General features: G+C 37.1%; 15 protein-coding genes. 1 reads left to right on the top strand and 14 read right to left on the bottom strand.

Features of this window, described 5'->3' with window-relative positions; translation table 11 throughout:
- Positions 1-31 precede the first annotated feature (31 nt).
- Entirely contained in the window at positions 32-1000 is a 969-nt protein-coding gene (locus tag BkAM31D_RS06075; RefSeq protein WP_066154196.1) for a bile acid:sodium symporter family protein, read from the bottom strand.
- Between the two features lie 135 nt (positions 1001-1135).
- Between BkAM31D_RS06075 and BkAM31D_RS06070 the strand changes: the two genes are divergently transcribed.
- Positions 1136-2122 (top strand): LacI family DNA-binding transcriptional regulator, encoded by a 987-nt coding sequence (locus BkAM31D_RS06070; protein ID WP_066154194.1) that lies wholly within the window; start codon positions 1136-1138, stop codon positions 2120-2122.
- A gap of 64 nt (positions 2123-2186) precedes the next feature.
- Here BkAM31D_RS06070 and BkAM31D_RS06065 read toward each other — a convergent pair whose 3' ends face one another.
- The 13 genes from BkAM31D_RS06065 to BkAM31D_RS06005 all read right to left on the bottom strand — a co-directional run bounded on the left by BkAM31D_RS06065 (position 2187) and on the right by BkAM31D_RS06005 (position 16020).
- Positions 2187-3140, bottom strand: a complete 954-nt coding sequence (locus tag BkAM31D_RS06065; RefSeq protein ID WP_066154190.1) for a sugar kinase — start codon at positions 3138-3140, stop codon at positions 2187-2189.
- 20 nt (positions 3141-3160) lie between these two features.
- Entirely contained in the window at positions 3161-4450 is a 1290-nt protein-coding gene (locus tag BkAM31D_RS06060) for a Gfo/Idh/MocA family protein (protein WP_066154187.1), read from the bottom strand.
- 161 nt (positions 4451-4611) lie between these two features.
- Positions 4612-5271, bottom strand: coding sequence for a YesL family protein (locus BkAM31D_RS06055; RefSeq protein WP_066154184.1), 660 nt, complete (start codon positions 5269-5271; stop codon positions 4612-4614).
- A 29-nt stretch (positions 5272-5300) separates the two neighbouring features.
- Positions 5301-5834, bottom strand: coding sequence for a hypothetical protein (locus BkAM31D_RS06050; protein ID WP_066154181.1), 534 nt, complete (start codon positions 5832-5834; stop codon positions 5301-5303).
- Positions 5835-5964: 130 nt separating this feature from the next.
- Complete coding sequence (locus tag BkAM31D_RS06045) at positions 5965-7074, bottom strand: glycoside hydrolase family 88/105 protein (protein ID WP_066154178.1); 1110 nt, start codon at positions 7072-7074, stop codon at positions 5965-5967.
- Between the two features lie 40 nt (positions 7075-7114).
- A complete protein-coding gene (locus tag BkAM31D_RS06040; RefSeq protein ID WP_066154174.1) occupies positions 7115-8671 on the bottom strand; it encodes a glycoside hydrolase family 43 protein in 1557 nt (518 codons plus the stop codon).
- Positions 8672-8716: 45 nt separating this feature from the next.
- The gene (locus BkAM31D_RS06035; RefSeq protein ID WP_066154171.1) at positions 8717-9736 is read right to left on the bottom strand and encodes a dienelactone hydrolase family protein; all 1020 of its coding nucleotides are present in this window, start codon (positions 9734-9736) and stop codon (positions 8717-8719) included.
- A gap of 38 nt (positions 9737-9774) precedes the next feature.
- Positions 9775-11304, bottom strand: coding sequence for a glycoside hydrolase family 28 protein (locus BkAM31D_RS06030; RefSeq protein ID WP_066154168.1), 1530 nt, complete (start codon positions 11302-11304; stop codon positions 9775-9777).
- A gap of 72 nt (positions 11305-11376) precedes the next feature.
- Entirely contained in the window at positions 11377-11697 is a 321-nt protein-coding gene (locus BkAM31D_RS06025) for a cupin domain-containing protein (protein WP_066154166.1), read from the bottom strand.
- Positions 11698-11712: 15 nt separating this feature from the next.
- Positions 11713-12915, bottom strand: a complete 1203-nt coding sequence (locus BkAM31D_RS06020) for an MFS transporter (protein WP_066154163.1) — start codon at positions 12913-12915, stop codon at positions 11713-11715.
- Positions 12916-12968: 53 nt separating this feature from the next.
- On the bottom strand, positions 12969-14072 hold the full coding sequence (locus BkAM31D_RS06015) for a prenyltransferase/squalene oxidase repeat-containing protein (protein WP_066154160.1): 1104 nt from the start codon (positions 14070-14072) through the stop codon (positions 12969-12971).
- Positions 14073-14196: 124 nt separating this feature from the next.
- Complete coding sequence (locus BkAM31D_RS06010) at positions 14197-15072, bottom strand: carbohydrate ABC transporter permease (RefSeq protein ID WP_066154158.1); 876 nt, start codon at positions 15070-15072, stop codon at positions 14197-14199.
- A 54-nt stretch (positions 15073-15126) separates the two neighbouring features.
- Positions 15127-16020, bottom strand: a complete 894-nt coding sequence (locus BkAM31D_RS06005; protein WP_371807195.1) for an ABC transporter permease — start codon at positions 16018-16020, stop codon at positions 15127-15129.
- Between the last annotated feature and the right edge of the window lie 249 nt (positions 16021-16269).

The following is a 16269-nucleotide window of genomic DNA, read 5'->3' as shown; positions in this document are numbered from 1 at the left end:
TTTATAGAAGCTTCATTCAATTGTCAATTTTTTAATTTACTATTTTAAGAGCTTGTTTTGTTGATTCTTTTTTCTTTAGATAAGTTACTAGAATTCGCCCATATATCGCAGCAAGCGTTTGTTGAAACAGAGTTCCCATTACAACAGGAACAGAAACTTGCGGTGGAAAATATAAAATGGCAATTGCAGCACCAACACTAATATTTCTCATTCCACAATTGAATAGCAGACTGATGACAACGTCATTATTAATTTTTAACATTTTCCCAGCCAACACTCCCAGTAAGTAACCTGACGAGGCAAGAAGAAAGATCACAAATGCAATTTTCACTAAGCCTGTATCAAACGTTACGACAGGTGCAGCAACTGAGGCATTAATTCCAATAACTAACATTAAGCCAACTTTAGAAAAAGGGGCTAACGTTGATTTCACATCCCTCTGCTTCGTAAAAGGGAAGTAATTTAGCGCAATTCCGAGTAAAGATGGAACGACAATCATAAAAAACAAACTCGACATTAAACTCGTTGTATTTACCTCAACACTTGCTCCAACTAGTACTTGAAGCGAAAAAGGAATGAGTAGAGGGGAAAGCAACGTATTAATTAAAACGATTAACAACGTCACAGATGTATTACCTTTATAGATTGATACCCACATTAAACTAATGACACCTGTAGGAATGACAAACGCAATAATGATGCCGACAATTGTAAGATACTCGCCTGAAAAGAACATATGCCCCACCACATATGCAATACAAGGCATGATCACTTGAATAATGATTAATGACAGCAAAATCGGGCCAGGATGCAAAAGGGCATTTTTCATTTTTTCTAATTTAACACCAACACTGCTTGATAGTGTAATAAACGCAAAAATCCACGGAACAATAATAACCCATGAACTTATCGCATCTGCTAAAAGTAACCCAACGATAACACTTATCGGTGTCAAATAAGGCATTTTCTTTTCTAATTGTGAATTAATTGTTTTAAGCATCGGATAAACTCCTATATCAAAATTTGGTCATGGAACTTCTCTTCGGGAATCAGTCAACCTCTTATAAATCTTACTTTACTTTGCTATAATAAGTAAATAGATTAACAACGTTGTTATTGTAATGGAGGCTTATGTATGAGCGTAACAATAAAAGATATTGCCAAACATGCTGGTGTTAGTTATTCAACCGTTTCAAAGGCTTTACGAGATAGTCCCCTAGTAAAAAAGCCTACAAAAACGAAGATTTTAAAAATTGCAGAAGAATTAGGTTATCAACCGAATGTTGCAGCGAGAAGTCTCGTACAAAAGAAATCATTTACAATTGGAGTCGCTTGGCCAAGTGTTGAAAGAGTCGCTCCATCTATCTTAATTACGAAAATTAATGACCTTCTTGAAGAACATTCTTATACGACTTTATTATCTATTAATAAGCTGGAGTCGGCCATTGCGACATTTAACCGATTTCAAGTAGATGCTATATTAGTGTTCGGTGAAACCGAAGAGGAAATAAATAATCTGAAAATCCAATCAACCGTACCGATCCTCTACTATGGAATTGAACAACATTCTAGCTTTCCTACTATTGATGTAAATAGACGTCTTGCGATTAAAATAGCAGTAGATTATTTACAAACAATTTGCCATCAACATATTGCGTTTATTGGAGATCTTTCTTCTACCGACCCTATGCAAAAAGACAAACTTTTAGGTTTTTTAGAAGCTATGGGTATTGAGCGACCAAGTGACTCACCTGAGTTTATCGTTCCGACAAATGGACTAGAAGTACATGATGGTTATCTTGCTGCAAAATCGCTTTTATCATCAAACAAGCAGGTTACAGCAATTGTAAGTGGAAGTTACGATTTAACACGTGGCATTCTACGGGCTGCCAGCGAAATAGGATTAACGATTCCTACCGATTTATCGATCATTAGCTATGACAACATTCCTCAGGCTGAAAATCTAGATGTGCGATTGACAACTGTAGGAGTGCCTATAACTCGGATTGCCCAACACATTAGTCAAACCTTATTAACTATTATAGAGGGAGAGACGGCTGAAAATTCGATTATTCTCGAACCAGAATTAAGCATAGTAGATTCTTGTGCACCTTTACCGTGAGTTAACAAATTTATTAAAATGAAAAGGGCCCAAATCACATAATTTGGGCCCTTTAAACAAACTATTATCTATTAATATCTTCCACATCAGTAGCATTCAAAAATTGGTCAATTTCTTCTCTTGTTGGCAAACCTTCAAAATCACCAGGAATTTGTGTAGCCAAAGCACCGACTGCATTTGCACGCTCAACTACTTCATAAAGGCTTAATTGGTCCAATAACCCTGAAATCACACCTGCTGCGAACCCGTCGCCAGCTCCAACAGGATCAATCACTTGATCAACAGGAAATCCAGGAACTAACTGTTGCTCCTCTTTTGTAAAATAATAGGCTCCCTTTGCTCCGACTTTAATAATGACTAATGAAGCACCATAATTTAAGAACAGTTCCCCTAACTTTTCTGGATCTTGCTCTCCAAACATAAATTCACCTTCTGCTACACCTGGGAGCACAACATCAGATTTTGCTGCAATCTCAAGTAAAACTTGTCTCGCCCGCTCTTCTGACCATAATTTCTTACGTAAGTTTGGATCAAAAACAACCTTTACACCATTTTCCTTTGCAATGGAGATACTGTGCATAATCGTTTCATAACAACTTTCACTTAATGCCGGTGTAATTCCTGTAATATGAAGAAACTGTGCTCCTGCAATGTAATCCTCATTCAAATCATTAGGAGTGAGTTGGCTAGCTGCAGATCCTTTTCGATAATACTCAACACGAACATTACTCGCACTTCTTACCTCTTTAAAGTAAAGCCCCGTAGGAGCACTGGCATCAACTTTTACTTGATCGACATTGACTCCCTCACCTCTTATGAACGATAGTAAGCCCTTACCAAGTTCATCATTCCCTACTTTACTAATCCAACCAACTTGATGCCCTAATCTAGTTAAACCGATTGCGACATTTGATTCTGCTCCCCCGAATTTTCTCGAATAAGTTGCTGCGTACCTCATTAATGGTGTTGATTCTGGACTAAATACAGCCATTGATTCTCCAATTGTTACTACATCCATTCTAAAACCCTCCAACATGATTAATTTTTCTCTAAAATATAATTTCCTAATAACTCATTTATTGATATTGACTTATTTTGTTTGCTCGATTTCCAGACTGCCTCTCCCACTGCAATTGAATAAGCTCCCGCTTCTGTGCCTGCTAATATTTCATATGGTCTGTTAGGATCGACTCCTAAAAAGAGATCTTCTTGAATAATTGGATCTCCTCCACCATGCCCACCTTCTGTTTGAACGACATGAATAACCTCTTTTGAACCAAATAAAGGAAAATAATCAATCGTTTGGGTAGGGACTGGGAAAGGAACTCGACTTAACTCATGAAATTCCTGTGTCTCAATTCGACCTTTGGTTCCATTTATAGCAAGACGATACCCCTCATAAGGAACCGAAAAGTTAATTGAATAACTTAATAAAGCACCACGATCATATTTAACCGTAGCCACATAAGTATCTTCAATGTCAATTTCATGATCGAAAATACAGGCATCTGGTCTATAATCGGTATAGTTTTGTGTTGCTTCCATTCTAATATGATCATCGTTCACTAAAATGGAGTCTGATCGATTTGACCACCTTGTATAATAATCACATAGTTGTTTTTCGGTACAAGTACCGCAATAGCGATTATTAACCGAACTCGGGTTAAGCTCACCGTCTTTCCCATAATAGTTAAGAGCTCCAAATGCAAAAACCTCTTCCGGCTTCTGGTCAATCCACCAGTTAACTAAATCAAAGTGATGGGTCGATTTATGGACAGATAGTCCACCTGAGAACTCTCTCATACGATTCCATCTTTTAAAATAACTTGCTCCGTGGTACGTATCAATGTACCAATTCAGATCAATAGATGTCACTCTCCCGATTTTGCCCTCTAGAATTATTTCTTTGATCTTTCGATGAAACGGATTATAACGATAATTGAATGCAACCGTTACACGACCTTTGCTTTTTCCTTCGGCCTCCACTACTTTTTTTGCATCTTCACTCGTAGTAACCATTGGTTTTTCACTAATGACATCTAAGTCATGTTCCAAACTTTGTAGAATGTAATCAACGTGCGTATCATCACGGCTCGTAACAATAACGGTTGTCGCTTCTGTCTCTTTAACCATATGAGAAAATTCAAGCGGTGTATAAGCCGGTACATTTGTTAATTCAGGAAAACGCTCTTTGCATAATTCGATTCTTTTCATATCACGATCCAACAAACCAACAATTTGATTGATGTCATTAAATTTCGTCAATATCGGCATGATAAACATATCAAGTGCTCTATTACTCAAACCACAAACAACAATTTTCTTCATTCATTTTACTCCTCTCACTCGATAACAACGTTGTTATTTGGTGTTTTAATAATGAGGCTGGACAAAAGAGTTTTAATACACGAAAACCCGAACGTAATAGATGCATAGCTCATTGTTCGTACTTTCAATAAAACACTTTACTTATGTCCAAACCTCTTTTTCTAGTAAACTTGAATTTCTTTTGCCATTTGATCTTCTTCAATCGCTTGATTTTTTCTTTCTACAACTCTAAATATAATATTAGCTATCCGTACTAATAAATAAGCCATTAAACTGGCAGTAAAGAACGGGATCAATCCAGGTAGAAACATCATTAAATACTGGATCCCAACAATCCCAAACACCATAATGACTGTATACTGGGGATAAGCAAGGCCAAGAAATAAAGCCGTTTTCAAATATTCAGAACCTTTCAGTTTCAAATGAACATATACTGGGAAGAACATTAATACCGTTACAATAAATAAAATGCTAATAACAAGCAGAATATACCTTGCAATTGTCATCCACAACACTTGATCGGCTACTAATAGAAAATTAATATAAATGATGTAACCAGTAAAAACAAAAAATAGTCCATATAAATTAGCCTTTAAAAATTCTTCCTTATAAAATTGCCAAAATGTCTTAAATATCGGAAAATCTTCTGCTCCATTTACCCACTTCCTTGTTACAGCAAACATTGCTACTGTTGCAGGCATGAAACCAAAAATGATGACCCCCATAAGCGTAAATAAAATCCATAAAAAATTAATATAAGCAAGACGAGAAATAAATATGCTAATCCTATAAAAACTTCCCATAAAGCCATTCATTTCCATAGTCATGCCTCCTTTCACGAACTAGAATTCTAGTTACTCTCTATTATATACTGAAGAAGCTCTATTGAAAACGCTTTATTTCCACTGTAGATCGGTATGATCGCTACTAATGGTTTTTCTAATTGTACCCCTAAAGAGTTTAAAAGGTTTGATTGATTCCCTAAAGGAAAAGCATAGACGCTCTCAATCCCCTCTTCAGGATTCAATGCCTTGTATTCTCTTGGCGTCTTGAGAAACCAATCCTCATTTAACGCTTCATCCAATGGATATAAACCTATAGGGTCATAGGCAGCTGACATAAGCTCCTCATCTAACAAATATAGATCCCCATTATGCGAGGCAATCTCAACAATTAGTCGCTCGTAAGTAACAGGATGCATCTGAACGGTAAACTTATCTTCTTCAAATACATCAGCTTTCTTTACGAAACGCTCTACTTCTTCAACTTTACTATTTTGAATCTCGGAGAAAATCAATAAATCAAAAGTGTCTTCATTGTTATTACAACCACTTATAATAACAATGAAGACAATAGGTAATAGTAATTTCAACGTCAATCTCATAATCTCTTACCTTCCTTCCAGTACTGCTCTAGCTGAATGTATATGTTTACTATATCACTAACAAAGCTTCTTCGGAGGGAAAACCTATTATTTCCCTCCTGCTCGAGAAGCTTCAGACAGAATGGTAAGCTTATTTCTTTTCTAGTTGATACATTTGCATACTTGCGAGAATAAATGCCCCTACTCCGTGTAAATCATTTTCACTTGTTTCCCGTTCAACATAATAATCATATACACCAATGGACGTGCCAATACATATTCCTGTTAAGATTACATTATCATGCTCATCTAATTTAATGGCATGGGTAATAATACCTTCAAAACCTTTTTTCGCATTTTCATAATATTTATCGTCAATATATCCAAGTCGCACTGCTTTAGCAATCGTATAAACAAATAGACTTGAACAAGAACTCTCTAACCAATTGTCCTCAAGGTGCCCTTTATCAATTACTTGATACCATAAACCCGATTCTGCATCTTGATAACGAATTAAATTTCCAACTAGGTTTTGAAGAACTTCGATAAGCTCTGATTTCTTCGGATGCTGATCTGGTAACAACGAAATAAGGTCTACTACTGCTAAACCGTACCAACCTAGTGATCTGCCCCAAATCTCTGGAGCTGTATGAGTTTCAGGTACACTCCAAGGTGTTTTACCACTTTCATCCCATCCATGAAAATAAAGTCCCGTACGATGATCTTTTGTATTTTTTCTCATTAAAGCTTCTTGGTGTAGGACCAGATCAATTAATTCTGGTTCATTGAATTGCTGACCATATTGTAAGGTAAATGGCCCTGCCATATATAATCCATCCAGCCACATTTGGTAAGGATACTTGTCTTTATGCCAAAAGCCTCCTTCACTCGTTATATTAATTGTATTTAGCAGATTGCGAAGTTTCGTTGCTGCCACTTTATAACGCTCTTCACCAGTATGTTGATACAAAGGTAGCAATAGTAAGCCTGGCTGGATCGCATCTAACTGATCACGCTCAAAATAAAAGTTGCCATTTTCATCAACTAATTTATCAACATATTCCTTAAAGTATTGAATATAGTCTTGGTTATTTGTTTCCTGCCAAACACTGTGGAGCCCACATAAAAACACACCTTGGTGATAATGCCAACGGTTGGCCGGAGGTAGCATAATTGGCTCATATTGCTTCATCAGACTTTCACTTGCTTTCTTTGCCCACTCTAATGCACTTTTTCCGTTTATTACCGTTTGATTTGTCATAACAATTCCTCCTTAAAGTCTTGTTTATTAATTAGATTCATTACAGATACTCAAAATAGTGAAAATAAGCCGAGTTATCTGATTGATGTCCATTGCTACTAGTATAGAGGCCGATATACGTCCCGACGAAGCCCCCATCAGCTTCCATACTAAGAATGCGTCCATCAACATTTTCAATTAATACCTTCCATTCTTCTGGCTTCTCTGAATAATAGAAGTTATAATCTTGGCCATAAGCCTCAACTTTTAGATAGATTCTTTCAGATGTTATTTTCTTAACTGACCAAGTACTGTCCTCACCTTTTTCTCTTTTAATTAAACGAATAACTTGCTCATCATTTATTTGTGTGCACTCCATCCGAATTTGAAAATCCTTGCTTTGTAATAAAACGAGCCCAGCTACCTCTTCATTTGACTTTGGTTTAAATTCCAATAGCGTCCTTGCAACAAAATTCATATGCTGCTGTCTTCTTCCGATAAAGCTAGGGCTTGATTGTTCCATAATGGTTTCAGGCCTTGTTTTTAATGTTACACAGCCAGGGCGCTCATTTAATGAATGAAATTCTTCTTCAGGAGTTCTAATGAAATTCCATTGCTGTCCCAGATGCTCTCCATCAAAATGATCACATGCTGGCTCAACTGACCAGCGGTGTAATTTCAATTTCGGTCGAGGCATTTCTTCCTCTATAATGCCTTTGCCTGGATTTACAACTGGCCAACCCTTTTCCCAAACAAAAGGAACTAAAAACGTTTCCCTTCCAAGATTACTGAAATTGCCGCCATACGGACGTGATGCTAAACAAACCATCCACCATTCTCCGGTTTGCGTTTGAACCATATCTGCATGCCCTACGTTGATAATCGGATATTGCCTTCCTAAATGACGATGCGTTAAAATTGGATTTGTTTTGCACACTTCATATGGGCCTGTAATCGTTTCACTTCTTGCTATCGTGACAGAATGAGTGAACCCGGTTCCTCCTTCTGCAATTAGTAAATAGTACATCCCATCCACCCGGTAAACATGTGGACCTTCTTGTGCATGAATTTGCTTCAAAGCCCCGTCCCACAAACTATATTTTGGCCCTACAAGTTTTTGAGATTCTAAATCTAATTCTTGTAAATAGATTTCCATGTGTTTTGCATATTGCTGTCCTTCTGGTGGAACTCGATTAGCTGTAAAGTAGACCTTCCCATCTTCATCAAAAAATAAAGAAGGATCAATACCAGGTGCATCCTCTAACCAAATTGGTTCTGACCAAGCTCCAGCTGGGTCGGTTGCTGTTACATAAAAGTTTCTTCTTTCCCCAGTTTGACTTTCTACGAATGTCGTTATCATATAAAATACGCCATTACAGTAGCGAATTGTAGGAGCATAGATTCCTTTTGAACAAGGAATGTTCTCTAAATTTAATTGTGATGGGCGATCGAGTACATGCCCAATTTGACGCCAATTCACAAGGTCTTTACTATGAAAAATCGGAACACCAGGGAAGTACTCAAATGACGATGTAACTAAATAATAATCCTCACCTGCCCGGCAAATGGACGGATCTGGATAAAATCCTGGTAAAATGGGGTTCTTAAAGGTCTCCACCTAGATCTCTCCTTTATTATATCCGTAAAATTAATCACCTTATCTCTACGTTTCAATATTAAGTTGTTGAATTAACCAGTCATAAGACCTTTCACCACAAATTTCATGTCCTCCCTCGAAGAAATGAGCCGATAAATGACTTGAAGCGTCGTCACTTTTATAGATACTATCTATCGTTCGTAGAGCATTTTTCACTTCTGTATACGGAAAAAGGTGATCCCAAATACCTGCTTCAACAAATAATGGCCTCGGTGAAATTAAGCCTAATAACTCTGGTAATTCCGCATGAATAAGAATTCCCGGTAAATAGTTATCAAGACAATGCCTTCTTGCCATAATGCTTCCTTTAAATGTATTTGTATATCCACTAATAACCGTAGCTCTAATTCGAAGGTCTAATGCGGAAGTAAAACCTGCAACTAATCCACCGCCTGAAAGTCCGATACAGCCTATGTGAGCGGAATCAATCTCTTCCATTGTTTCCATATAGTCAAGTACCCTGCGACATTCAAACACCCTAAGCCCTGCTAATGTTTTGCCCATTAATAAAAGTTGGCTAGATAGTTCAAAACAAGAATTGTCCGTCGCAAGTTCTTTCGTTTTATCACGAGTTAACTTTCGATCTCCAAAACCAACAAGCTCAGGAGCAATGACAACCATTCCTTTTTTTACCAATTCAACTGCTACATTCTTATGAATACCTGGATTGCCTTTGTTCTCCAAACCACCAGGATGCAAACCGACAACCTCTTTGCTTCCATACCCATGCCCATGTAGAGCCAACACAGCTGGGCGCTTCACTATTTTTCTCATCTTTGGTATTAGCACATAAATCGGCATCTTAAGAGAATGAGATGTTGTTATTTCAACTCTTAGACGAAAATAATCTTCATACTCTACTTTTCCTAGCGTTATTGGGTTTAATTCTGCTCGCAAATGAGAAAAATCACCTAACGAATTTTGAAGATGGCCTTTTAATCTTGTTTTCCAATGTGCATCATAATTGTTATGTTTTTTTAGTAAATCTCCATATAGTTGCTTTAAAAAAAGATCAGGCGACCACATTTCTTCTTCCTCCAACTAGAAATTAGACCTACATACCGTTAACTTCTTACAATACTTTCTAGATATCGACTATCTTGTGCAGAAATATAATCGTCTCCTAACTGCCTAACTTGACGGCCTGAAAGGTAAATATTCTTAACACCACCAATTTCGATAACAGGTGTATTCGTATGACGGTTTTTCATAAGTAAATGGTCAATATCGACATTCCGAACATCATCCATCATTAATGCGGGCCCTTGTCTTGTTTCAACTCTTACTCGGTGAAATTCAATGCCATCAACATGCTTGCAATAAATCCCCTCTCCCGCCATATGAATCTCCTCTTTCACCATATCCGGTTCTCCACCTTGCTCATTTGGATCAAGTGTTGTTTCGAACGTGACATGACGCAACGATACATCTTCCACCGGCATTTCAGGTAGGCCGTAAATAAATCCGGCAGAAGCACGGCAATTTTTAGCTGTGACATTGCTGATTTGAATATGTTTGATTTTCGGTGTTTTTTCCGTAACAGGAATCGCTTCTTGCCTTGTCATTAGGGGGTCGGCTTCATCAATCCCATAACGATAAAAAGAATTAATTGCTAATGGACATAGGACATTATCCATAAAGATGTTATTTACTAGTATGTTTTCAATATAAGCTCCACGCGCTCGATTCGTTTTAATTCGAATGCCACGATCTGTTCCAATGAACACACAGTTAGACACGACTACATTTCTTATCCCACCAGAATTCTCACTTCCCATTACAACCCCACCGTGACCAGCTTGCATCGTACAATTTGTGACGGTGACATTTTCTGTCGGACGCCCCACTCTTCTTCCATCTTCATTGATTCCAGATTTCAAACAAAGACAATCATCACCTACATCAAAATGGCAATCAGAAACACGCACATTCGAGCATGAATCAATATCAAATCCATCTCCGTTTGGTGTATCAGCAGGATTTTTAAACGTAACTCCTCGTACTGAGACATGATTACAATAGACTAAGTGCGTATTCCAAAATGGCGAGTTTTGCAATGTGATTCCCTCAAGTGTAACTTGTTCACAATGAATGAGTTGAAGCAAAGGTGGTCGTAAAAATTGAGTCTTCCATTCAACTAAATTTGTAGCCATATCAATTTTTGAAACATTCAATTCCATTAAATGTTTCGTTACGGATGAGGAATACAGTTCTCCATTTTTTATGTCATGATACTTTTGCCACCACGCGGCTCCTTGACCGTCAAATATTCCATTTCCTCTAATCATGACATTTTTCAGGCCATTTCCATAGATAAGTGGTGAATAACCATAACATTCATAACCTGACCATCTTGTTTGAACAGGCTTATATTGATCAAAAGCAGTATGAAACAGCACCACACCACCCGTTTCAATATGCAATGTCATATCACTTTTAAGCTCGATTGGCCCTGTTAAAAAAGTACCTGCTGGAATATACACCGTTCCTCCACCAGCTTCATGACACGCCTGTATCGTATCTGCGATTGCTTTCGTGTTGTCTGTTAACCGATCTCCTTTTGCACCAAAATGAGTAATATCATAAACCAACATGTGTGGAACCTCCTAGAATTTATAACGTAGATCTATGTTCTAATCGAATAACTCCTCGGCTCGTAAATGACTTTATGAAAAGTCAAGTAAATCCTCTCTTAGTGGTGTGAATGTATCAAGAAGTGAGCCATCTTCAAGTGCAAGGCAGCTATGTATGGCCTCACCTGGTATATATAAGGTTTCTCCCTTTGTTAGTACAATGGTCTCGCCCGCGACTTTAAATTCAAATTTTCCAGAAAGACAGTATGTGTATTGTTCATGTGGATGACTATGCTCCACCCCGATTCCACCAGCTTCAAATTCAACCTCCATCATCATTAACTGCTTTCCAGGTTGGTGAATCTTTCTCTTGACCCCTTTGTCTACAATTTCCCACTTGCCGATTGTTGTCACAGTTAACTCACCCTTCTAATTGTGTTTTTTTGCAAGACTCGGAATAAGTATTTGAATCGCCATAACAAATACAAGTATCCACGGTATTGTCTCTGGATTTATTTCAGTTGAAAAGACCATAAATAAGACAATACCTAAACCTCTGCCTAAATTGATAAGTGCCTCACGTAACACAACGGATTCTACACGAAAATTCTCTTTTAACGGAATAAAATCAAGCCATTGAAAATAGTAGACTGCGTATGTGTTTGCTTGTAACGGCTTAAATAATGACTGAATAGCCATAAACAAAACGACTGTCCAAATCGAAATCTCCGATAGTAAAAACATTGAAGAAACTAACATTCCAATTGCTGAAATATATAAATAGCGCTTTGTTGATTCCAAATTTGCAATTCGTGAAATAATATAACTAGCAAGAATTGATAAACTTAGAAATAAAACATTCATATATCCTATAAAGCTTTCATTAGGAAAAATTGTAAACAATAAGATCGGAGGAATATACATTAAAATTCCTTGTGGAAATCCAATAATAAACCATCCAAATAACGATCTTCCAAATCCTTTTCTTTTCTTAATGATTTGACCAATATATTTCATGTAATATTCTTTATGGTGAGTTTCTACCTTTTCAATCCTGACACTACCAATCGTCGCGATGATAAACATGATAAACGCAACAGAAAAAACAATTACATACCCTGTAAGCTCTGTATGCCAACTAATCACAACCCCTGCAACAGCAGGACCTACTAAATTCGCTAATCCCATTAGAACTTGGTTCCAGCCTAGATAACGATGCCGATTTTGATTGCTAGATACTTCATGCGCAAGCGTAAAATAACTTAACCAATAAGTCGCTTGAGAAATACCTCTTAATAAAGCAAACCACATAAAATAATGAACCATATTCTCTTGAGTAACGACGATACATAAGTAAAACAATGCTGTTAGAAAAATGCCATACCGATAAATGACGAGATGTCCTTTTTGCTTTGCGATTTTCCCAATTACTAAAGTTGCGATTGCTTGCGATAATATAGCAGTCAAATTAAACAAACCATTAACTACTAAACTTTCTGTTAAGCGCCATAAATACAAGTTAATAAAAATCAATGATAAAGAGTTCCCAAATTGAAAAATTGTATGATTCACAAGCGTAATAACTGCTTGTTTTGATAACCGTTTTTCTTTTGGCACTGAAAGTAGTTTCATGCTTTTACAACACTTCTCTCTACTTGATTACTTAAAACAATCAACCCTTTTCATTAAAAATATGAATAGAATTTCGAAGCATCCTTAAGTGGCTGTGGATGAATACCTGCTAAACGATAACACTGAAGTCGAATCAATGTAGCTTGTGTACTAGCGTTCATATCCCCCTCATAAAGCCCTTTCCCTAATAAAACGGCTTCAGGCATTCCTGGATAGAATTCTCCTCTTTTTACTTGAGCAACATTCGGTGCTGGTGGAGAAGAAGTTATTTCCCTAGAAAATCCGCCATCTTCTCTCTTTAACTTACTAAGATTATGAGCCGTAATTTCAAGGATCTCAGCTAAGTCTCCTTTCGGTAGCGAACAGTTCATGTAAGATAGTAAATCAATCGGATTCCTGATGTAGCACATATCTTCAGCTTCTTCAGTTCTTAGACATGTTAAGATACTTTGATAAATTTTATCGGTGTTAGGCATTGGAATTTGAAATTTACTATAAAATGTATGAAGCTTAAACGTTCCAGAAATTTGAACATACAAGCTCCCTTCTCCCCACAGACCTGTTTCTTTGTCTTGAATTGATTCAAGGTAACTAACAGCCTCTTTTAAATATGTCTCTTGTTTTTCCTCATCCATTTCACCGATATAAACACAGGAAGTTGCGAGAAGATCACAACCTCTCCAACTATTGCGAAGATCAATGCTTCTCCATTTTTCTAAGTAGGTCTTAGGTGTTTCAACGTAATCTGGAGCCGACTTCGCCTTCAGTGGTAAAGGATAAAGAGGTGTACTACCAAGCCTGTTCAGTGAATTCACAGCATAATTAATTGCTCGATGAACCATTACTTCATCCTTTTCCATTAATGGATTTTCATCGTAAAAATAACCAGTTTTCTCCACTTGTTTATTTTGAAAAAAGCGAACCATTTGCTGTTTCATCTGTTGTGGCATTTCGTTTACTAAATCATTCCGAAGCAGTATATTTAAGGCTTGTGCAGTCGACTCTATATCAGGGCTAAAACGATGATCTGCTATCGAGCTCCTAGCATAGTAGAAGCCGCCTGTGCTTGGATCGTATTGACCACCTAACCATCGGAGCAACCCATGATAATGATGATCCAGTTTCTCCAAAATAGATTGAAAGTTTATTGAACTCATCCCCAAATCCCCACCTACTTTCATAACATTTCACTAGGAAGTAAGATGAGTAGCTAGGAAATAAAAAGTACCAATTTATCTCTCAAAAGCCTAGCTACTTATCATGCTGCATCCATTTGACCTATTAACCTTTCATTGAACCAATTAAAGCACCTTTAGCAAAATACTTCTGTAAGAAAGGATAAACAATTAATACAGGAATCGTCGCAACAACAATTACAGCCATTTTGATTGTGATTTCAGGTGGTGGAACACTTGTGAACTCTGCCCCGTCATAGTTTAATCCGCTAGCTAAAACAACGATTTGTCTTAATAAAACTTGTACAGGCCATTTAGACGAATCACTCAGATAAAGAATTGCATGCATATACGTGTTCCAATAAGTTACCGCATAGAATAAAGAGATTGTTGCAATCGCTGGCATCGAACATGGGATAACAATTCGGAATAATATTCCAAAATCACTACAACCATCAATCTTTGCTGACTCCTCTAAACCCGCAGGAAGATTTTGGAAGAAACTTTTTAGAATAATCATATTAAAGGCATTAATAGCAACAGGAATAACGAGAGCAGCTAATGAATTTAGTAAGCCCGTTTGTTGAACAACTAAGAATGTCGGGATCATCCCTCCATTAAATAACATCGTGAAAACGATGAAGAACATGATAAATCTTCTACCAACTAGATCCTGTCGCGAAAGTCCATATGCTGTGAGTGTCGATAAGAACATACTAAATGCTGTTCCACCTAACGTTACTCCAATGGAAATCATCATTGATCTCATTACGGTGTCTGTAGAGAAAATGTATCTATATGCATCTAAACTCCAAACTGTAGGGAATAATACAAATCGCTTTTCTGCTAATTCTGCACTAGTTGTAAATGAAGCAGCTAATACATGAATAAACGGCAAGACACAAAGCAACGCGATGATTGCCAAAAGTGTAAGGTTTGTAAAATTAAATAGACGACTGCCAAATGACTTGTCTCCAACCATTATGCTTCCTCCTTAAATGGATCTAACCTAATTTGTTCTCTATTATTAAAAACCCTAGTAAACTCCTTCTTCTCCAGCTTTCTTCGCTAACCAGTTAGCGAACATAACAAGGATTAATCCAACAATCCCTTTGAAGAAACCAACTGCAGTACTATAGCTAAATTGACCTTGTTTTAAACCAGCTGTATAAACATAAGTATCGAAAATCTCCCCGACTTCACGGTTCGAAGCATTTAGCAAAAGATACACATGCTCAAAACCTAATTCCAACACATCGCCAATTTTCAAGATTAATAGAACAACAATGACACTGCGAATTGCTGGTAGTGTAATATGCCACGCTTGGCGCAAACGGTTTGCTCCATCCATTTTTGCCGCTTCATATAACTGAGGATCAACAGCCGCAATTGCAGCTAAAAATATAATCGTTCCCCATCCTGCTTCTCTCCAAATAACTTGTAAAATATACATTGGACGGAAAGTATCTGGATTCATTAAGAAATTAATCTTTTGAAAACCAAGAGCTTCAATAACAGAGTTGATAATTCCCCCGTCAAGTGTCAGCATGACGAAACTGATTGAAACGATTACAACCCATGACATAAAATGTGGGATATAAATTAACGTTTGAACACTTTTCTTAAACATTTGATTTCGTACTTCATTAAGCATTAGAGCAATAATAATGGGAATCGGGAAAAACACTAATATTTGTAAGGCAAATAAGACGAGTGTGTTCCGGAAGATCATCCAAAACTCAGGACTTGTAAATAACCTCTCAAAGTGTTGAAAGCCAACCCATTCACTTCCTGTAATTCCTAAATAAGGCTTATAGTCTTGAAACGCAATAATTAGGCCATACATCGGGATATACTTATAGACAAAAAAGTATAAAAGCCCCGGGGCTATCATTAAATAAAGCCACTTATTTTTTTTAATGCTTCTCATTAACTCAGCCCGTCTATCGGGCTTCGGTAATGGCGTCTTAGATTTTTCTAGTCCAACATTATTCTCCATTTAACAACTTCCTTTCTGAGTGAAATCACATTAATGTAACCGCTTTCTAAGATAAATACTAATAGTAATGTTTGATTACAGCTATAATCATTACGCCATAAAAGGTTTAAAAACACTGATATTTCAACGTTTTTTAGTAGCGACTGAGATGGTGATTATCAAATAACTAGACAAGTTAGT

It is taken from the genome of Halalkalibacter krulwichiae, from assembly GCF_002109385.1.
In the GTDB taxonomy this organism is placed as follows: domain Bacteria; phylum Bacillota; class Bacilli; order Bacillales; family Bacillaceae_D; genus Halalkalibacter; species Halalkalibacter krulwichiae.
Note: the sequence above shows the minus strand (reverse complement) of the source record. Positions and strands in the feature narration are given on the sequence as shown.